This window comes from Marinactinospora rubrisoli (genome assembly GCF_042664915.1).
Classification (GTDB): domain Bacteria; phylum Actinomycetota; class Actinomycetes; order Streptosporangiales; family Streptosporangiaceae; genus Marinitenerispora; species Marinitenerispora rubrisoli.
This window is the reverse complement of the sequence record NZ_JBHTBH010000001.1, coordinates 393,482-412,932: the sequence shown is the minus strand read 5'-3', so window position 1 is coordinate 412,932 and position 19,451 is coordinate 393,482. Positions and strand designations below refer to the sequence as shown.

General features: G+C 72.1%; 15 protein-coding genes. 9 read left to right on the top strand and 6 right to left on the bottom strand.

Translation table 11 applies throughout. The features are described from left to right. Nucleotides 1–182: 182 nt before the first annotated feature. From ACFQRF_RS01915 to ACFQRF_RS01905, 3 genes are all read left to right on the top strand, one after another. The gene (locus ACFQRF_RS01915) at nucleotides 183–1,403 is read left to right on the top strand and encodes a winged helix-turn-helix domain-containing protein (protein WP_379868262.1); all 1,221 of its coding nucleotides are present in this window, start codon (nucleotides 183–185) and stop codon (nucleotides 1,401–1,403) included. A gap of 273 nt (nucleotides 1,404–1,676) precedes the next feature. Next, on the top strand, nucleotides 1,677–2,129 hold the full coding sequence (locus tag ACFQRF_RS01910) for a lamin tail domain-containing protein (protein ID WP_379868260.1): 453 nt from the start codon (nucleotides 1,677–1,679) through the stop codon (nucleotides 2,127–2,129). A 101-nt stretch (nucleotides 2,130–2,230) separates the two neighbouring features. Continuing rightward, on the top strand, nucleotides 2,231–3,028 hold the full coding sequence (locus ACFQRF_RS01905; protein ID WP_379868259.1) for a phosphotransferase family protein: 798 nt from the start codon (nucleotides 2,231–2,233) through the stop codon (nucleotides 3,026–3,028). Nucleotides 3,029–3,288: 260 nt separating this feature from the next. Here ACFQRF_RS01905 and ACFQRF_RS01900 read toward each other — a convergent pair whose 3' ends face one another. Further along, complete coding sequence (locus tag ACFQRF_RS01900) at nucleotides 3,289–4,431, bottom strand: acetyl-CoA C-acetyltransferase (protein ID WP_379868257.1); 1,143 nt, start codon at nucleotides 4,429–4,431, stop codon at nucleotides 3,289–3,291. 378 nt (nucleotides 4,432–4,809) lie between these two features. On the opposite strand from ACFQRF_RS01900, the gene ACFQRF_RS01895 reads away from it, so the two are divergent. Further along, complete coding sequence (locus ACFQRF_RS01895) at nucleotides 4,810–4,968, top strand: hypothetical protein (RefSeq protein WP_379868256.1); 159 nt, start codon at nucleotides 4,810–4,812, stop codon at nucleotides 4,966–4,968. An 88-nt stretch (nucleotides 4,969–5,056) separates the two neighbouring features. Here ACFQRF_RS01895 and ACFQRF_RS01890 read toward each other — a convergent pair whose 3' ends face one another. From ACFQRF_RS01890 to pdxH, 3 genes are all read right to left on the bottom strand, one after another. Then, nucleotides 5,057–7,327, bottom strand: coding sequence for a SpoIIE family protein phosphatase (locus tag ACFQRF_RS01890; protein ID WP_379868255.1), 2,271 nt, complete (start codon nucleotides 7,325–7,327; stop codon nucleotides 5,057–5,059). A gap of 194 nt (nucleotides 7,328–7,521) precedes the next feature. Then, complete coding sequence (locus ACFQRF_RS01885; protein WP_379868253.1) at nucleotides 7,522–8,232, bottom strand: metal-dependent transcriptional regulator; 711 nt, start codon at nucleotides 8,230–8,232, stop codon at nucleotides 7,522–7,524. Between the two features lie 278 nt (nucleotides 8,233–8,510). Beyond that, nucleotides 8,511–9,188: a pyridoxamine 5'-phosphate oxidase gene (gene pdxH / locus ACFQRF_RS01880; protein ID WP_379868252.1), complete on the bottom strand. Its 678-nt coding sequence runs from the start codon at nucleotides 9,186–9,188 to the stop codon at nucleotides 8,511–8,513. A 141-nt stretch (nucleotides 9,189–9,329) separates the two neighbouring features. Between pdxH and ACFQRF_RS01875 the strand changes: the two genes are divergently transcribed. Beyond that, on the top strand, nucleotides 9,330–10,436 hold the full coding sequence (locus tag ACFQRF_RS01875; RefSeq protein WP_379868250.1) for a citrate synthase 2: 1,107 nt from the start codon (nucleotides 9,330–9,332) through the stop codon (nucleotides 10,434–10,436). Between the two features lie 137 nt (nucleotides 10,437–10,573). Here the strand turns inward: ACFQRF_RS01875 and ACFQRF_RS01870 are convergent, their stop codons facing one another. Then, the gene (locus ACFQRF_RS01870; protein ID WP_379868249.1) at nucleotides 10,574–13,828 is read right to left on the bottom strand and encodes a type 1 periplasmic-binding domain-containing protein; all 3,255 of its coding nucleotides are present in this window, start codon (nucleotides 13,826–13,828) and stop codon (nucleotides 10,574–10,576) included. A 600-nt stretch (nucleotides 13,829–14,428) separates the two neighbouring features. Between ACFQRF_RS01870 and serC the strand changes: the two genes are divergently transcribed. The 3 genes from serC to ACFQRF_RS01855 all read left to right on the top strand — a co-directional run bounded on the left by serC (nucleotide 14,429) and on the right by ACFQRF_RS01855 (nucleotide 17,517). After that, complete coding sequence (gene serC, locus ACFQRF_RS01865; protein ID WP_379868248.1) at nucleotides 14,429–15,550, top strand: phosphoserine transaminase; 1,122 nt, start codon at nucleotides 14,429–14,431, stop codon at nucleotides 15,548–15,550. A 99-nt stretch (nucleotides 15,551–15,649) separates the two neighbouring features. Continuing rightward, nucleotides 15,650–16,642 (top strand): glycerophosphodiester phosphodiesterase family protein, encoded by a 993-nt coding sequence (locus tag ACFQRF_RS01860; RefSeq protein WP_379868246.1) that lies wholly within the window; start codon nucleotides 15,650–15,652, stop codon nucleotides 16,640–16,642. A 245-nt stretch (nucleotides 16,643–16,887) separates the two neighbouring features. After that, the gene (locus tag ACFQRF_RS01855) at nucleotides 16,888–17,517 is read left to right on the top strand and encodes a Uma2 family endonuclease (protein WP_379868245.1); all 630 of its coding nucleotides are present in this window, start codon (nucleotides 16,888–16,890) and stop codon (nucleotides 17,515–17,517) included. Between the two features lie 20 nt (nucleotides 17,518–17,537). On the opposite strand, the gene ACFQRF_RS01850 is transcribed toward ACFQRF_RS01855, so the two are convergent. Then, nucleotides 17,538–18,590 carry a hypothetical protein gene (locus ACFQRF_RS01850; RefSeq protein ID WP_379868244.1) on the bottom strand — a complete coding sequence of 351 codons (1,053 nt, stop codon included), beginning with the start codon at nucleotides 18,588–18,590 and terminating at the stop codon, nucleotides 17,538–17,540. A 103-nt stretch (nucleotides 18,591–18,693) separates the two neighbouring features. On the opposite strand from ACFQRF_RS01850, the gene ACFQRF_RS01845 reads away from it, so the two are divergent. Next, on the top strand, nucleotides 18,694–19,419 hold the full coding sequence (locus tag ACFQRF_RS01845) for a 3-keto-5-aminohexanoate cleavage protein (protein ID WP_379868242.1): 726 nt from the start codon (nucleotides 18,694–18,696) through the stop codon (nucleotides 19,417–19,419). The last annotated feature ends 32 nt before the right edge of the window (nucleotides 19,420–19,451 follow it).

Here is a 19,451-nt window from a genome sequence, read left to right as displayed (position 1 = left end):
GCGCCGCTCCCGGGGCCGGGGTCGTGTGGCAGGCGTCGGCCGGGTGGGCCGATCGGGAGGTCGTGGCCGGACCGGGCCGCCGTCGGTGGCGACGTCCGGCTACGCGGGCAGGGGGAACGCCCGGCGGCCCTCCCCCACGCACGGCTGGCACCGCACCGCCCGCCACCAGTACGTTGGTACGCATGTACGACGCCACCCCTTCGCCTCCCGCTCCACGCCGTGACTCCGCCCTCTCCCGCGCCCAGGCCCGCCGGATCGCTCTGGCCGCGCAGGGGTTCGCCGACCGCCGGCCCGCCGGGACGCCGAACATGCGGCACCTGCGCCGGGTGATCGACCGCGTCGGGGTGATCCAGATCGACAGCGTGAACGTGCTGGTCCGCAGCCAGTATCTGCCGGTGTTCGCGCGGCTCGGCGGGTACGATCCCGAGCTGCTGGACCGCGCCACCACCGCGCGCAGCCGGCACCTGGTGGAGTACTGGGGACACGAGGCCAGCCTGCTGCCACCGGAGACGCACCGCCTGCTGCGCTGGCGCATGGCCCGCGCCCGCGACGAGGCGTGGGGCGGTATGCGGCAGATCGCCGACGAGCAGCCCGACCTGGTGAAGGCGGTCCGTGCCGAGGTCGAGCGCAGCGGCCCGGCCACCTCCCGGGAGATCGAGGCGGCCCTGGAGCACGACCGGCCGCGGGCCCGGGAGCACTGGGGGTGGAACTGGTCCATGGTGAAACGGGCCCTGGAGTACCTGTTCTGGGCCGGCGAGGTGACCACGGACGGGCGCACCCGGCAGTTCGAGCGCCGCTACGACCTCCCGGAGCGGGTGCTGCCCCGCGAGGTGCACGCGGCACCGGACCCTGACCCCGACGAGGCGCGCCGGGAGCTGCTGCGCATCGCGGCCCGGGCGCACGGCGTCGCCACCGAGCAGTGCCTGCGCGACTACTTCCGGCTGCGTCCCGCCGAGGCCCGCGCCGGACTGGCCGACCTGGTCGACTCCGGCGAACTGGTGCCCGTCACGGTGCAGGACTGGCGCCGGCCCGCCTACCTGCACCGCGACGCCCGTATCCCGCGCCGCATCACCGCGCGGGCGCTGCTGAGCCCGTTCGACTCACTGGTCTGGGAGCGCGAGCGGGTGCGCCGGCTCTTCGGGTTCGACTACCGCCTGGAGATCTACGTCCCCGCGGCCAAGCGGGAGCACGGCTACTACGTGCTGCCGCTGCTGCTCGGCGACCGCCTGGTGGCACGTGTCGATCTGAAGGCCGACCGCCCGTCCGGCGTGCTCCGGGTACAGCGCACCACGCTGGAGGCCGACGCCCCTCCGGAGACCCACGAAGAGCTGACCGCCGAGTTGCTGCTCATGGCGGAATGGCTCGGGCTCGACAACGGTGTCGTCGGCCCGACCGAGAGCTGAGCCGGTTCCTCCCCCTCCTCGCCCGCTCGCGGCACCGTCGGCACGGACCCGGCCGGATGGACGCCCGTGGCCGAGCCCGTGCGCCCGCGTCGCCTGCCGGGAGCACGGCACGTCGGTGGCGGCCGTTGCCGCATCCGGCCAATCCTCGTCCGCCCAGCACACTCCGTGAACCACCAGATCTCAGGAAACGTCCATGTTCGCCCGGGACACACGGTTCGCCCGGGACACCCGGGCCGCCCCGGCCCTCCGGACACTCCTGAGAGGTAATCGCACATGCGCATCCGCCCTCTGGCCGCGACCGCGACCGCGGCCTTGGCACTCGTCTCCACGCTGGCGGTCGCGACGCCGGCCGAAGCGGCGTCCACCGTCCAGCTCACCCGCATCCAGTACGACAGCCCCGGGACGGACGACCGCAGCGCCGGCTCGCTGAACGCCGAATATGTGACGATCCGCAACTCGGGCAGCCGGGCGGTGAGTCTGCGCGGCTACACACTGCGTGACGCGCAACGGCACGTCTACACGTTCGGCGGCTACACGCTCGCGGCCGGCGCCTCCGTGCGGATCCACACCGGGCGCGGCACCAACGGCTCCGCCCACCGGTACTGGGGATCCGGCGCCTACATCTGGAACAACACCGGCGACACCGCCACCCTGCGCAACGCCGCCGGAGCGAGCGTGGATTCCTGCACCTGGCGCTCGGCCGGCCGCGGCTACCTCAACTGCTAGACCGTCGGCCGCGGGCCGGCTCACCGGCCTCGGCCATCCTCGGGCGGCCACGGCCGAGCGTGGCCGCCCCGGCACCTGAGGGCGCGTGGTGTACTCGTCCCATGCCCGACGACGCGACTCCCGCACTCGAACTGCCCGGCGGCTGGGACAGCACCGCCACACTGGTGGACGGCCGCTGGATCGAGCGGCGGCCCCGGCGCGCCGAGGTCGGCGAGCGGCTGCGCATGGAGACCCGCCTGATGCCCTGGCTGGCGGCACGGCTGCCGCTCCGCGTGCCCGAGCCGCAGGTGGTTCGCGCGGAGCCGCTCGTCGTCCGGCACGCGCTGGTGCCCGGGGAACCGACCGAACGGCCCACCGCGGCGCACGCGCGGGAACTGGCGGCGTTCCTCCGGGCGCTGCACGCGACCGACGCCGCCGCCGCGGTCGGCCACGGCCTGCCCGACGCCCGGGCGACCGTGCTCGACCGTCTCGAAACGGCGGACCGGTTTCGAGCCTCGGTGCTGCCGTTGCTCCCCGCCGACCGGCGGCAGGTCGCGCGGGCGCTCCTCGGCGCGATCCCGCTGTGCCCCACCGACACGGTCGTGCACGGCGACCTGGGGCCCGAACACCTGCTGTCGGACTCCGGCGGCCTCACCGGGGTCATCGACTTCTCCGACGCCCACGTGGGCGACCCGGCCATCGACCTGGCCTGGGCGCTGTTCGGCACCCCCACGGAGTTCGCCGCCGAGTTCGCGGCCCGCTACGGGGTCACCACCGAACTGCGCGACCGCGCCCTCCTCTGGCACCGCCTCGGCCCGTGGTACGAGGTCCTGCACGGTCTGGAGCACGACCGGCCGGCCGACGTCCGGTCGGGGCTGGAGGGGGCCGTACGGCGGCTGTCGCCTCCGGTGCCGTCGTGACATGCCGTCCGCACGCCCCGGCGGACCACGGCCCCGAACGGCCGAACCCCGCCGCACCCGGGCGGGTGCGGCGGGATGCCCTCCCGGCCTGGGAAAACTAACACTCTTCGCGGGCGGCCGACGGCGGAACTCCGGTTTTCGCCAGGCGGTCCGCCGCTCAGGGCCGCGACACGGGCCCGGCGGGACCGGACGGACCCCGGCACGCCGGACACCTCGCGCGAATGCTCCCGTGCCCGTCTCCGGGCGCCGGACGGCGGCGCTCAGACGCGTTCGACGATGGTCACGTTGGCCTGGCCGCCGCCCTCGCACATCGTCTGCAGGCCGTACCGGCCGCCACTGCGCCGCAGCTCGTGGACGAGCTTGGTCATGAGGACGGCACCGGTCGCCCCCAGCGGGTGCCCGAGCGCGATGGCGCCGCCGTTGGGGTTGGTCCGGGTCAGGTCGGCACCGGTCTCCTTGGCCCACGCCAGCGGGACCGTGGCGAACGCCTCGTTCACCTCGAACACGTCGATGTCCTCGACCGACAGCCCGGCCTTGCGCAGTGCGGTCCGGGTCGCCGGGATGGGCGCGGTGAGCATGACGACCGGGTCGTCGCCGACCAGGCCCAGTTGCACGATCCGGGCCAGCGGGGTGAGCCCGTGCGCCCGCACGGCGCGCTCCGAGGCGACGAGGAGCGCGGCCGCCCCCACGGAGATCTGGCTGGCGACCGCCGCGGTGATGGCCCAGCCCTCCCGCAGCGGCTTCAGGCCGGCCATCTGGTCCAGTGACGTGTCCGGGCGCACGCCCTCGTCCCGGGCGACCCCGGCCAGCGGCGCCACCTGCTCGTCGAACACGCCGGCCTCGATCGCCGCTGCGGCCCGGCGGTGGCTCTCCAAGGCGTACTCCTCCAGGTCGCGCCTGCTGAACCCCCACCGCTCGCACATGAGCTGGGCGCCACGGAACTGCGACACTTCCTGGGTCCCGTACCGCTCCGTCCACCCCTCGCCGTACAGCGACAGCCCGGCGTCGAGGGCCGGCTGGACGTTGGAGCCCATCGGCACCATGCCCATGTTCTCCACCCCGGCGGCCACCACGAGGTCCTGGGTCCCCGACAGCACCCCCTGGGCCGCGAAGTGCACGGCCTGCTGGGAGGAGCCGCACTGCCGGTCGATCGTCACGCCGGGCGTGCTCTCGGGCAGCCCGGCGGACAGCCACGCGGTGCGGGCGAGGTCGACCGCCTGCGGCCCCACCTGGCTCACGCACCCCATGACGACGTCCTCGACCGCCGCCGGGTCGACCCCCGTGCGCGCCATCAGCTCCCTGAGCACGTGCGCCCCGAGATCGGCGGGGTGCACGCCCGCCAGCGCCCCCTTGCGCGTCCCCACGGGGGTGCGAACCGCCCCGACGATGTATGCCTCAGCCACGGTGCCCTCCTGCGGCGCGTCGGTCCTACGTCCTAGACCGAACGATATTCGGTCCGGCCGATCCGTCCACCCCCGCCCGGTTCCGGCCATGGCCGCGCTGGTCACGGCGCTCGCGGCGGCGGCCGTGGTCGCGGCGGTCTGCGGCGGCGACGCGGCTCACCGTCCGGCGGGCCCGGCCGGCCGCGCGGTAGCAGAGCATGGCGGCCCGGTGTGGGCGCCCACACCGGGCCGTGGGTACGACATGATGGACTGACCCGTGGCGCCGCCCGCCGGATCCCCGCCGCCGGTCTCCAGCGGTGGCGCGGGCCGCCGGGAGACGGCGGACCGTCCGCCGGACGGCGGCCACCCCCCGACGGGCAACGGCGAAAGGATCACGGCGTGTACGACGGCCTGATCGTCCTCGGGCTGCTGGTCATCCTGCTGGTGATCGGCATACGCAAGCTCCGCCGCAGGATGCACGTCCCCTGGGCGACCGGTGGCCTGGTGGTGTTCTTCGTGTTCCTGGTGCTGCTGCTGTGGGCGTGGTCGTGGCGGTGACCGCCGGGCGGTGATCCGCCGCCCGGGGCTCGTGGCCGCGGCCGCGAACCCGAAAGGGCCCCCCGGCGCGGCGGGAGCCCACGGTGTGTCAGTCCGCCTGCATCGAGATTTCGAACCAGACCGCCTTGCCGTCCGGAGTGGGGCGCGAGCCCCATCTGGAGGCGAGCTGGTCGACGAGGTACAGGCCGCGGCCGCCCTCGTCGTCGGCCCCCGCACTGCGGATCCGGGGCAGGCGGAGGTCGTGGTCGAACACCTCGACCCAGACGGAGGACGCCCCACGGCGCAGCCGCAGCAGGAACTCCCGTCCGGTGGCCTCCTCCGTGGGCTCGGCGGAGGCGGCGGTGACCTCGTCCAGCAGGTCGGACCAGTCCTCGTCGAACTCGTCCAGCCCGCCCGCGGAGTCCGCGGACACCGGCGCCGGGCCGTCGGAGTCCCGCACGCCCTCGGCGGTGAACTCGCGGCGCACGGGGTGCGGGGTGGCGTGGATGACGACGTTCGTGACGATCTCCGAGACGAGCAGGCAGGCGAGCTCGGCCTGGTCGCGGTCCATCCCCCAGTCGGCGAACGTGGTGGCGGCCAGCCGCCGGGCCTCACCGACGGTGGGCGCCTCGGCGGGGAACCAGCCCTCCTGCAGGGCCAGCTCCTCGGGGTGCGACCGGACGACGAGCAGCGCGGTGTCGTCGTCGATCTCGCCGGGCACCGCCATGACGGCGCCCTCGGCGATCTGCTCGACGTCCTTGTTGGCGACCTCGCGGACCCGCTCGTGAAGCTGCTCCAAGGCCCGCTGCACGTTGACCGTCCCGCCGAGCGGCCGGCGCTCGACCAGGCCGTCGGTGTACAGCAGCAGCGTGGCCCCGGGCGGGAGGGTGAGCGTGGACTGGTGGTACACGGCGTCGTCGTAGGGCACGCCCTTGACCTTGACCCCGAGCAGCATGTCGGAGATGTCGAGCGCGAGTTCCTCGACCCGGCCGTCGCAGATGAGGAGCGGCGCCTGGTGGCCGGCGTTGCCGTAGGACAGTTCGCGGGACCACGCGTCGTAGACCATGTACAGGCAGCTGACGCTGGGAACCCAGGTGCCGCCCTCCTCGTCGGGCTGACCGAGCTGGCGGACCCACTCGTCGAGCTCGCGGAGGATGTCGGCCGGTTCGCGGTCGGCCTGGGCGAAGGCGCGCAGGGCGGCGCGCAGCTGGCCCATGACGGCGGCGGCGTGCGGACCACGGCCTTCGACGTCGCCGATGACGATGCCGACCCGGCCCGCGGACAGCGGGATGACGTCGTAGAAGTCGCCGCCCACCTGGGTCTGGATGCCGTGCCCGTGGGTCTCCAGGGGCTTGGCCGGGATGTAACGGTGCGCGATGGACAGCCCGTCGAACGGCGGGAAGCTGCGCGGCAGCAGGCTGTTCTGGAAGGCGAGCGCGGTGCTGCGTTCCTCCTCGAACAGCCGGGCGTTGTCGATGGCCAGCGCCACCCGCGAGGCGATGGCGCCGATGAGGTCGCGGTCGAAGCCGTCGTAGTGCGTCTTGCGCCGCGGCGTCAGCCGGGAGAGGGCGAGCGTCATGACGCCGAGCAGTTCGCCGCGGGCGCGTAGCGGCGCCGCGATGGCCGAGGTGACCCCGACCTGTTCCGAGACGCGGGCGGAGCGCTCGTTCGGCGCGACGTTGGTGGCGTGCACGTAGTCGCCGACCACGACGGTCTCCAGGCGGCGCATGGCCTTGACGACGAAGTGGTGATCGGGGTAATGGACCTCCTCGCCGACCTCGAACCAGCTCGCGGGGGGCGGGGTCCAGCCTTCGGCGTGCAGCGAGACGCGCCGCATGAGGCGGTCGTTGTCGATGAGGTCGATGAAGCAGTGGTCGGCGAACTGCGGCACCAGGATCTCGGCGACCGCGCGCGCGGTGGACTCGGTCTCCAGCGAGCCGGCGAGCCGCGCGCCGATGCGGTCGAGCAGCCCGTACTGGTCCTCGGCCCGGCCGTCGCGCATGGCCTCCTGGGCGAAGATCACCACGCCGTCGACGGCTCCGGAGCTGTGCTTGAGCGGGACGGCCTGCGCGCGGACGTGCACCCAGGTGGCGTCGCCGCGCCGGACGGCGAAGGTGCCGTCCCAGTTCTCGCCCTTGAGCACCCGGCGGGCGAGCTGGCCGGCGAGTTCGTGGTCGGCCTCGTGGATGCCGAGGTCCAGCAGGGACGTGCCGCGATGGTCGTCGCCGCCGACGAAGCCGAACAGCTCCACTGCGGAGGGGTTCCAGTACAGCAGGTTACTGAAGCGGTCCACCACGACGACGGCGATCTGCGCCTGCTCCAGAACGTCGGTCCCGGCCAGGGCGTTCTCGTCGTAGAAGGCTTCCCCCCACCGCTTCATAAAGCCGCCACCTCGCCGTCACGGACCGTACTCATGATGACCCACGCGACCCATATCGCCCCCGCGCAATGGGCATATGGAGCTTCATGTCGACCGGCCCACGCCATGAGCCGAGCGTAGCAACAGCCGAATCGTATCCGCAGAGCAACGCGACATTTACTCGGGGACCCCCGGTCAGGCGCCCCTTCCCCCGTCTACGGCTTGGCGACGAAGATGTGACTGGCGATCTGCCGCGACAGCTCGCTTGGCTCCCCATCCCTGTGCGTCCCACCAATCACCCGAACACCGTCCTCGCTCGCGACGAGCGTCACCTCATGTTCGGGTTGTACCCCGGCGTCCTTGAGAGCGAGCATCACTTCCGGGTCGGCCTGCAGTTGCTCACTGATCCGGCGCACGACCACGCGGACCTCGGTGGCGTTGGCGACGTCGGCCATCGGCACGATCGAGTCGTCCGAGAAGGGCTCCGGCACGTAGTCCCGCAGGCCCAGCTCGTCGAGGCCCGGGATGGGGTTGCCGTGCGGGCAGACCGAGGGGGCGTTCAGCAGCCGGACGAGCCGTTCCTCGACGGCCTCGGAGATGACGTGCTCCCAGCGGCACGCCTCGACGTGGACGTCCTCCCAGGGCAGGCCGATGATGTCGACCAGGAGGCGCTCGGCGAGGCGGTGCTTGCGCATGACGTGCGTGGCCAGCCGCCGCCCCTCGGAGGTCATCACCAAATGGCGGTCGTTCTCGACCCGGAGCAGTCCGTCGCGCTCCATCCGCGCGACCGTCTGGCTGACCGTCGGCCCGCTCTGGCGCAGCCGCTCGGCGATCCGGGCGCGCAGCGGCACGATGCCTTCTTCTTCGAGCTCGAAGATGGTACGGAGGTACATCTCCGTGGTGTCGATAAGCCCGTGTGCGGTCAAGGCTCCCCCTCCCCTCAAGGGCCCGTTGAGAGCAGTCAACGGCAGATCTCTCAACACAGGCCAGCGCGCTGCTGTTCCGGAGTCGCGCGCCTGGGAAGGGGCGACACCCACCGGGCCGGCGGCACTGGCCGCGGGAGCGGCCACCGATGGCATCAATCATAGCGTGGCAACGGCGGGCTCACCTCTGTGCAATGTGCCGGAGATCACTCCCATTCGGAAGGATCGCGGGATATCCGCACCCGGCCACGGCAGGGCGCGCCCGCCCTGACGCGCGGCGCTCAGGGCGAGAGCCGCTCGATGTCCCAGACCGCCGCCGGCTCGGCCTCGGGGACATCGGGGCCGACCCGCCGGTAACGGAACCGGTCGTGCATCCGGTCCGGCCTGCCCTGCCAGAACTCCACCTCGACCGGCAGCAGGCGGTACCCGCCCCAGTACTCGGGGCGCGGCACGGGCTCGCCGTCCGGCCACATGGCCTCGAACCGCGCATAGCGGGCGTCGAGTTCCGCCCGGCCGGCCACCGGGGCCGACTGGTGCTCGCTCGCCCACGCGCCGATCTGCGAGCCGTGCGGCCGCGAGGCGAAGTAGGCGTCGTTCTCCTCGGTACTGAGACATTCCACACGGCCGGAGACGATCACCTGCCGCCGGATGGCGTGCCACGGGAACACCACGCTGGCCCGCGGGTTCTCCCGCAGCGCCCGCGCCTTGCGGGAGGTGTAGTTGGTGAAGAACCGCAGGCCCGTGCGGTCGTAGCCTTTGAGGAGAACGGTCCGGGCGCGCGGCGCGCCGTCCGGCTCGACCGTCGCCAGCACCATGGCGTTCGGCTCGGGCAGCCCCGCCGTGTGCGCCTGTGTGAACCAAATGTGAAACTGCTTCATGGGGTGCGCGGACAGGTCGGCGCGGCGGAGGGACGTACCGTCATAAGGTTCGCGCAGCTCAGCGGGGTCACAATGGTTCACAGTGGTGCATCCTCACATGACCTGTGGGGTACGCGCCAGCCGGTGGCTCAGCCATTGGGACACCTCGCGTGTCATCGAAAAAACCCCAACCGGTCTAATGGATGCACCCTTTCCAGGACCGAGGAGACGGAGGAAGCCGGTATGTCGGACTTCAAACCCGGGCTCGAAGGAGTCGTGGCGTTCGAGACCGAGATCGCCGAACCGGACAAGGAGGGCGGTGCCCTCCGGTACCGGGGCGTCGACATCGAGAATCTCGTCGGCCAGGTCACCTTCGGGCGTGTTTGGGGGCTGTTGGTCGACAACAGCTTCAACCCCGGACTTCCCTTCGCGGATCCGATCACCCTGCCGGTCTCGACCGGTGACGTCCGTGTCGACGTGCAGAGCACGCTGGCGACCCTGGCACCTCTCTGGGGCTTCAAGCCGTTGCTCGACATCGACGACGCCGAGGCGCGCGACAACGTCGCCCGCGCGGCGTCGGCGGCGCTCTCCGTGATCGCCCAGTCGGCGCGCGGCGACCAGCCGCAGGTACCGCACAGCCGGGTCGCGGAGGGATCGACGGTGGTCGAGCGCTTCATGATCCAGCTCCGCGGTGAGCCCGACCCGCGGCACGTCAAGGCCGTGGACGCCTACTGGACGTCGGCCGCCGAGCACGGCATGAACGCCTCCACCTTCACGGCGCGCGTCATCGCCTCCACCGGCGCCGACGTGGCCGCCGCGCTCTCGGGCGCGGTGGGCGCGATGTCCGGGCCGCTGCACGGCGGCGCTCCGGCGCGCGTGCTGCACATGCTGGACGAGACCGAGCGCATCGGCGACGCCCGCCAGTACGTCAAGCAGACGCTGGACCGGGGTGAGCGGCTCATGGGCTTCGGGCACCGCGTGTACCGCGCGGAGGACCCGCGGGCCCGGGTGCTGCGCCGTACCGCCAAGGAGCTCGACGCGCCGCGGTACGAGGTCGCCGCCGCACTGGAGACCGCCGCACTGGACGAGCTGCACGCCCGCAAGCCCGACCGGGTGCTCGCCACCAACGTCGAGTACTGGGCCGCGGTCGTGCTGGACTTCGCCGAGATCCCCTCGTCGATGTTCACCTCGATGTTCACCAGCGCCCGCACCGCGGGGTGGTCGGCGCACATCCTGGAGCAGAAGCGCACGGGCCGTCTGGTGCGCCCCAGCGCCCGCTACACCGGCCCGGCCGAGCGGGACATCAACCAGGTCGACGGCGCGGCCGAGGCGCTCTCCGCGGGCGTCTGACCGGGTTTCCCACGCTCCGCCGACCGGGACGCGCCCGGTCGCGGGTTCGCGAACGCCTGACCCCGTGACATGTTCACGGGGTCATCGTCGTTTCCGGGGCCGGGAAGGGGCGCCCGGGGACGCGGCCCGCGGCCGGATCAGACGCATCCGTCGCGGTACAGAGGGCCGGAGGTGGTGACCCGGCCGCACACCGCGATGGTCTGTTGCGCGATGTTGCCGGGCCCCACCGGGCCGGCCAGCACGAGCTGGACCACCCGCTCGTCGTACCAGTGGCCCTCGGCCGGCGGGCCGAAATCGATGAGGCCGCTTACTCCACCGAGCCCGCTCGTCTCGCTGATCGGCAGCCGCAGGTCCGCCGGTACGGGCCGCCGCTCCTCGGTGCCGACCCGCTGCGCGTTCTGGGCACGGCGCACGGAGTCGGTGACGACGAGCAGCGCGTCGTACGCCATCACCTCGTGCGCCCGCGACGGCCCTTCGGGCCCGGAACGCAGGCCCAGCTCGTCCTCCAGCCGGTTCAGCTGGCGGTAGAACGCCGGGGCGCCGCGACCGCCGGTGACCCCCCACGCCCCGGTGGCGGCCAGCGGGGTGTAGAAGACCGGGCTGCGGCCGGCGTTGTCGGTCAGGTGGGCGATGTTGTCGGTGACGTACTTGCTGATGTCGTCGGCGGCCAGGATGGTGACACCGCTGGCACAGTCACCGTGCGAGAGGAGGTAGTCGTAGAACGGCCCGAACTCGTCCGAACGTCCCGCGTAGTAGATGAGGTCCGGGGGGTCCGCGCAGATCTGCGCGGCGCGGAGGAGGATATCCGGCTGCTCCGGCCCGCCGTAGGTGAGGACGCCGCGATCCGGGTTGAGTCCGTTGGAGTTGCGGTGGACGGGCTGGAACGGCTTCATGATCCCGCCCTCATCGGTGAACTGGCGGGCGAAGGTGGTCGCGAGGTCGACCCCGTACAGCTCCCCTGGGGAGTCGTCCGCGAGCGCCACCGCGGTGCGGGCCGGTTCGAGGGTCCGGCCCCCGCTCTCCGCGCCGTGGTAGGCCCACGCGGCGGCCTGCCGGGCGATGCGGGTGTTGGCGGGCGCGATCGGGAAGAAGAACTCGCTGTGCCGGTGCGGCTGCAGCTCACTGAGGTTGTCGAAGGTGGCCGCGGTGCTGACCATCGGCAGCCCGGCGCGGGTGAGTTCGCCGATGGCGGCGCGCGTCTCCCCGAGGCTGCTGCCGAACCCGACCGCCGCCAGCAGAGTGGGGTCGCGCCGCATCTCGCCGGCGACCAGCCCGGCCGTGCGCACGGCATGCCGCCAGGACGCCCCGGTGTTCGCCATCAGAATCCGGATCGCGGCGTAGCCCTGGTCGGGATAGATCCGGTTGTACTCGTTCTGGCCGTGCGCGAGCCCGACGAGCTCCCCGTACACGCCCGAGCTCACGGAGTCCCCGGACCCGGCGGGCACCGAGAGCGCGCCGAAGTACACCACGGTGACGACCGGGCCCCCGGCCTCCTCGGCGTCGGCGTTCTGCTCGGCGATGCGCCGCTGCACCGGCCTCAGCCGCTCGTCGAAGATGAACGAGCCGTCCGTGTAGCCGACGCACTGCCCGTCCTCGGTGACGATGCCCTGCGGCGGGAGCGCCCTCGCGCCCTGCACACAGGGGTCCACCACGTGCGCGAGCGCCACCACACCGGAGGCGGCCGTCAGCAGCAGCGCCGCCGCGGCGGCCATCCCCACCAGCCAGCGGACCGCGAGCGCCCGGGTGGTGAGGACGGTGTCCGCCTCGGCGAGCTCCGGCTCCCGCCGCACGTTCTCGTCCCACTTCAGAGGTGCCGGTGCCTCGAACCGCACCTCTCGGCTCGGTCCCAGCCGACCGACCTCGAAGCGAGTGTGCAGCCAGTCCTTCAGCGCGTGCTCCGGCGGCGATTCCGCCCGCGGCTTCCGGGCGGCCGAGCGCGGACCGATCCGCACGACCACCAGAGGGTCGGGGAACCGGTGCTTCCGGCGGATGTCCTCGATGAGCGCCACGACGTGCCGGCCCACCCGGCGGAGCCGCCACTCGTTCACCACCAGGACCGGGAGCCGGGTCCGTCCGCGCTGGGGCAGCCAGGCGTACCGCAGCCGGTGCCGCACCAGACTCGTCCCGTAGCTCGCGTTGAGGTCGTCGAGCAGCGCGTTCACGGCCAGCAGGTGCACGATCGGCGGCTCCTGCCGCGACAGCGGTTCCGTCCGTGACCGGGCGTCCGAGACCGCGTTGATCGTCGCGATGCCGATGTCCCGGATTCGCCGCGGCACACTGGAGGACGGGTCGCCCGGCGTCGGCTGGTAGGGCTGGCGGAGCAGCCACAGGTAGCGCCGCCACGGCAGGTAGAAAAGGGCTCCCAGCCCGTAGGCGACGGCCAGCAGCCCGAAGATGGTCAACGTCAGCGCGTTGTCCAGCCACCCCGCGAGGATCGCGAGCAGCGGGAAGCCGAGCAGCGGCACGGTCGAGAGCAGGAATCCGACCGGGGTGAGGATCCTGTGGTCCAGCCAGCTGAAGTTGAGCTTGCGCGAGCAGAACGCGATGAACCTGTAGGCCTCGTCCTTGGCCTTGCGCAGAAAGGCGGGCGGCGGCCGGTCGGTGACGCTCTTCCGGCCGCCCCGCCGCCGCCGGGCGCGGTGCTCGCGCAGCTTCTCGGTCACGTACAGGTGGGTGCGCGGCTCGGCGACGAGCGTCCCGCGCTCGCCGCCGTGCTCGGGGTTGAGCCTCTGAAGCACGTCCTGGACGTCGATCTCCGCCAGCGCCTCCAGCGAGTCCCACCTCGGCAGGCGCGGCGGGTGCGGCGGCCGGCGCCCGGACGCCCACGCGCGCACACCGGCGGCCCATCGGCGCGGCCCGTCCGTCCCGGGCTCCGGGCCGGCCGCCACGTCGGCGGCCCGTGCCGGACCGCCCTCCGGGCCGCGATCCAGCTGGATGGTGGCGGCGAGTTCGCCCACCACGTCGTAGACCTCGGCGGTGGTGGCCGCGTCACTCGCCCGCCGTTCGGCTCCCCTGCCCCTCCAGGAGGCGTTCGCCCCCGGCCGCCCGCCCGCGTCCGCGACGGACCGCGCCCGCCGCTCCGCCGCCCTGTCCTCGCAGTCGTGCAGGACCGCGAAGGGGTGCGGCCAGGATCTCCTGCGGAGCAGTTCCGTCAGTTCCTCCGCCTCGCGCTGATCGGTGACCCGGACGTTCAGTACCGGCGGCGGAGCGGCCAGGTCCTCCGGTGCGCCACCGTCGTCGAACCGGTACAACCGGCGATGGGCGGCACGACGCGCGAATCGGCGCTGCTCCCGGATCCGGTGGGCGCTGGGACGTTCGCGCAACCGCGCGAACGCGTCCAGGAACTCCGTCAGGAACTCCTCGGCCGACGCGCCGGTGCGCTGGCTGCTCATGGGTCCTCCGCTGTCGGAATCGGGCCGGTCGGGGGGACCGGGGGACCGTCACTCGTGGCTCAGCGCCACTCTTTTGCGCCAAAATGCCATTACCCACCGGTTTCCGGCCGCTTCAACCACACGAAGACCCGAAGTGGCCACCAACTATGACGAACCGGTCAGATTCGACTAACCACAGAATCGAGTCCCTCGCGACACCGCACCCCCGGCCGTACCGGGCGCCACCCGTCCCCATGTCCTTGGTCGCGCTCACCGGCTCACTCCCCTCCACCGCCAACGCGGATCGGCCTCCGACGGCAGGCGTCGGCGGCTCCGGACGCTCGGCGGCTCGCACCCTGTGCCACTCGGTCGCACTCACCGCCTCACTCCCCTCCACCGCCAACGCGGTGGGCCTTCGGCCGTGCCGTCGGCGGCTCCGGACGCTCGGCGGCTCGCGCCCTGTGCCCCTGGTCGCACTCACCACCTCACTCCCCTCCACCGCCAACGCAAAAGGCGCTACGCGCAAGGGCGTCGGCGGCTCCGGACGCTCGGCGGCTCGCGCTCCGCGCAACTCCGCCCTCCACCAGCGCACGTGTCCCCGACTTGAGTACGCTTGGCCAGGTGACCGACATCCAGATTCCCGCGAACCTGCTGCCCTCAGACGGCCGCTTCGGCTGCGGACCGTCGAAGGTGCGTCCCGAGCAGCTGAGCGCCCTCGCCGCCTCCGGATCCGGCTACCTGGGCACCTCGCACCGCCAGAAGCCGGTCAAGTCGCTGGTCGGCCGCGTGCGCGCCGGGCTGTCCCAGCTGTTCGCGCTGCCGGACGGCTACGAGGTGGTGCTCGGCAACGGCGGCACCACCGCCTTTTGGGACATCGCGGCACACGGCCTGGTCCGGGAGAAGTCGCAGCACCTCTCGTTCGGCGAGTTCTCCTCGAAGTTCGCGAAGGTCACGCGAGGCGCCCCGTGGCTGGCCGAGCCGACCGTCATCACCTCCGAGCCCGGCACGCACGGCACCCCGCGCGCCGAGGCCGGTGTGGACGTTTACGCGCTCACCCACAACGAGACCTCCACCGGTGTCGCCGCACCCATCCGGAGGGTCGCCGGTGCCGACGGCGACGCCCTCGTGCTCGTCGACGCCACCAGCGGAGCCGGTGGCCTGCCCGTGGACATCGCCGAGACCGACGTCTACTACTTCGCCCCGCAGAAGAGCTTCGCGGCGGACGGCGGCCTGTGGATCGCCGTCATGTCGCCCAGGGCGCTGGAGCGCGTCGCGGAGATCGCCGCGGGCGACCGCTACGTCCCGGAGTTCTTCTCCCTGCCCACCGCGGTGGACAACTCCCGCAAGGACCAGACGTACAACACCCCGGCGGTGGCGACGCTGCTGCTGCTCGCGGAGCAGATCGAGTGGCTGAACACGCAGGGGGGCCTCGACTGGGCCGTGCGCCGCACCGCCGAGTCCGCCGGCACCCTGTACACCTGGGCCGAGAAGTCGGCGTTCGCCACCCCGTTCGTGGCCGACCCCGCCCAGCGCTCGCAGGTGGTGGGCACCATCGACTTCGCCGACGACGTCGACGCCGCGGCGGTCGCCAAGGTGCTGCGCGCCAATGGCGTGGTCGACACCGAGCCGTACCGCAAGCTCGGCCGCAACCAGCTCCGCATCGGCATGTTCCCCGCGATCGAGCCGGGCGACGTGCAGGCGCTCACCGCGTGCATCGACCACGTGGTCGCGCAGCTCGCCTGACCCGCCGCCTGTCGCCGCGACGACCTCAGGGCCGGTCCGGCTCCCGGACCGGCCCGTTTCGTGCCCAGACCCACCGACCCGGTTGGACGGATCCTCCAAGTGCGCAGAAAGCAGCGGAAACACCCGGTCACCATCATCTCGCACCGCGGCGCCTCGGGGCACCGGCCCGAGCACACGCTCGCCTCCTATGAGCTGGGCGCACGGCACGGCGGCGACTTCATCGAGATCGACCTGGTGGCCACCGCCGACGGCCACCTGATCGCGCGGCACGAGAACGAGATCGGCCACACCACGGACGTCGCCGGCCACCCCGAGTTCGCCGACCGCCGCACCACGCGCACGGTCGACGGCCGGGAGGTCACCGGCTGGTTCGCCGAGGACTTCACGCTGGCCGAGATCAAAACCCTGCGCGCGGTCGAGCGGATACCCGACATCCGCCCGGAGAACGCGCCGCACGACGGCAGGTACCAGATCCCCACCATGGCGGAGATCATCGACCTCGCCAAGCGCCTCACCGCGGAGCTGGGCCGGCCGATCGGCGTCTACCCCGAGACCAAGCACCCCGCCTACCACGCGGCGGCCGGCCTGGAGCTGGAGCCGCCGCTCATCGCTCTGCTCCGCGACACCGGCCTGGCCGGCCCGGAGCCGGAGGTACCCGTCTACCTGCAGTCCTTCGAGGCCGACAGCCTCCGCAAGCTGACCGAGCTGGAGCTCCCCCTGGTGCAGCTCATGCACGGCGGACCGGCCTTCGATCCGGTGGCCACACCGGACGGCCTGGCCGAAGTCGCCGAGTACGCCCACGCGATCGGGCCGGACAAGGCACGCATCATCCCCCGCGACAAGGACGGCGACCTCGTGGAACCCACGACGCTGGTCGCGGACGCCCACGCGCTGGGGCTGCTCGTGCACCCGTACACCTTCCGCAGCGAGAACCACTACCTGCCCGCCACGCTGCGGTCGGGTGACGACCCCACGGCTTACGGCGACTTCGCGGCGGAGTACGAGGCGTTCTTCGCGCTGGGGGTGGACGGGGTGTTCACCGACCACTCGCGGCACGCGTTCCTGGCTCGGGAGATCTTCTTCGCAGAATGACTAATACCAGCCCGAAACACCAATATTTGCGGAATTCACCTATTTTTCGGACAGTAGTCGCGGAATGCGGACGTCGACCGGGAAACAGCAACCTGACCGCCGAATTTCAAGCAGGTTGACCCGGAATTTATCCGACACCGGCCGCGTGAACCACTCAGACTCCGAAGATCTCCCTACTCTTGAAAAACGGCGCGCGACCTGAAAAAAATTGATCACACTTCCGGTTCTGGAGGTGACGTAGCGAAGTGAGCGTCGCTGTGATGGAAGCCGATTCCACTCCCGAGACCGGCGAGCCCACTCCCACGGCGGGACAGAACGGGAACCTGCTGCGCACCTGGCAAGAGCTGGATGTGCCCGACGGCTGGCGGGCCGAGATCATCGATGGGGAAATCAGGCTTATGGCCCCGCCGTCCAAAGCACACAACGTTGCCGTCGCCCGTATCGCCCGGGCCCTAGAGCGGGTCATCCCCGACGAGTGGCTCTGCTACCCAACGCCCGGGATTATCATCGCGCAATTGAACGAAGTGTACACACCTGGTCTGGTGGTCATGCCTGAGGACTTGGCGTTCGACGGATCGGCCGATCCCGCCCGTGCGGAGGACGCGCTTCTCGCCGTAGAGGTTGCCGCAAAAAACAACGCCTACCGCGACCGCGTCATAAAGCTGCGCGGCTACGTTCATGGCCAAGTCCCTCTCTACCTGCTCGTGGACCGGTGGGCTCGGCCTGAACCCTCCGTCACCCTGTACGAGCAGCCAGAGAACGGGCGATACATGAAGACCACCACGGTGCCGTTCGGTAAGTCGATTCGGTTGCCCGAGCCGTTCGACGTGGAGTTCGACACCGCCAGTTTGCCCCCCGTGGAGAAGTGGCTCTGACCCCACGCCCCTGATGCCGGTCACCCCCGCCTCGCCAACCACACGATTCCGCCGATGACCACCGCCGCGCCGAGTCCACCACCCAGGATGAGGGGTAGGGCGCTGCCCTCCTCCGCGGACGGGCGGTCCGGGGAGGCGGTGACCGGGGCCGGTTCGCGGCTCGGGGCCGGGCTCGGTTCGGGCGCTGAGGGGAGCGGCACCCGCCACACCGGGCTGTCGCCGCCCTCGGTGCCGGCCATCAGCGCCGTTCCCTCGGGAGTGAATGCCAGCGACTCTCCCTGGTCGGTCCGGGGCAGGGTCACGCGTTCCACCATGCGGCCGGGCACGCCGTCGGTGGCGTCGTAGACGTTGGCGTTCCAGTAGGTACGGATGGCGTACCGGGAGCCGTCGGGGGAGAAGGCGGCATCGGTGACGTACAACGGGGCCGAGGCGACACGGGTCAGCTCGTTCACGCCGTCGGGCGTGAGCTGCTCCGGGGCCGCGTAGAGCCCCCCGCCGACCTCCTTGCTGGTCACGTACAGCCGGTTGTCGCGCGGGTCGATCATCATGCCTTCGGCGTTGCGGGCGCCGTCGGCGTAGCGGAGCGTGAAGGTGGTGGCCGCCACCGTCTGATCGGTGAGGACCGCGGGCTCGGCGAACCGGTAGACCCGCACGTCCGGCCAGCCGCCGTCGAGGTTGTCCCCGATGTCGCCGACGAAGACAGCCGGTGCCCCGGAGTCGTCGGCACCCATGCTGATCGCCTCCCAGTCGCGGGCCTCGACCCCGGCCCCGGTCAACCGGACGACGGCCAGCGTCTCCCCGCGTTCGTTCACCGCGTAGACGTCGGGGCCGTACTGGTCCCCGCTGTCGTTGTGCGTCCAGTACACGCCGTCGTGCAGCCGCGACGCCACGAGCCCGCTGGACTCGGCGATCCGCGGATCGCTCAGCCGGAACGCGACCTCCGACCCCTCCGGCGCGCCCGCGGCCGCCGACTCGTCCGGCGACGGGGTGGCGCCCAGGGTGACCGGCAGCAGCATCAGCAGCACCGCCAGTACGCCATCTCGGCCCGCCGGGACCGTGCGTGCGCTCGTCATGGACGCCATCGTGCCACCCGGTCTCTCGCGGTGGAGCGCTTGTCGCGCACGCCGGGTGGGCATGTTCCGCACAAGCGAACGCCCCCGAGGCGAGAGGAACTCCATGAGAATCGTCGCCTGTCTCAACGGCGACCGGCGGCCGGGCGCGCACCCCGCGCTGCCCGTGTCACCGGACCAGGTGGCCGCGGACGCGCGGTGGGTGGTCGCGGCGGGTGCCACCGAGGTGCACGTCCACCCGCGCGACGGCCGGGGCGACCAGGCACTGGAGCCGCAGGTGCTCACCCCGCTGCTGGAGAAGCTGCGGGCTGCGGTCCCCGGCGTGCCGATCAGCGTGACCACGGGGTTGTCGGCCGAGCCGGACCCCTGGCGGCGCTACGACCTCGTGCAACGCTGGGGCGCGCTTCCGGACTCGGCCACGGTCCACCTGGACGAGCCGGGCGCGATGGAGGTGGCCCGGCTGCTGATCGACCGGCAGGTGGACCTCGAAGCGGCCCTTCGCTCGGTGCAGGCGGCCCGGATCCTCACCGTCAGCGGGCTGGCCGAGGAGTTCACGCACGTGGTGATCGAGCCGAGAGAACCCACGGTGGCCCAGGCGCTGGAAACGGTGACCGCGATCGAGGCGGTGCTGGACCGGGCCGGCGTGACGCTGCCCCGCCTCCTGCACGGGACCGAGCGCACGGCGTGGCCGCTTCTGGACACCGCGATCGCCGCGGACCGGGACATCCGCATCGGGCTGGAGGACACCCTACTCGGCCCGGACGGAACGGAGACCGAGGACAACGCGGCGCTGGTCTCGGCGGCGGTGGCGCGGATATCCGCCCACGCGTGAGCGCGATCACCTGGTCGCGCTCACCGCCTCGC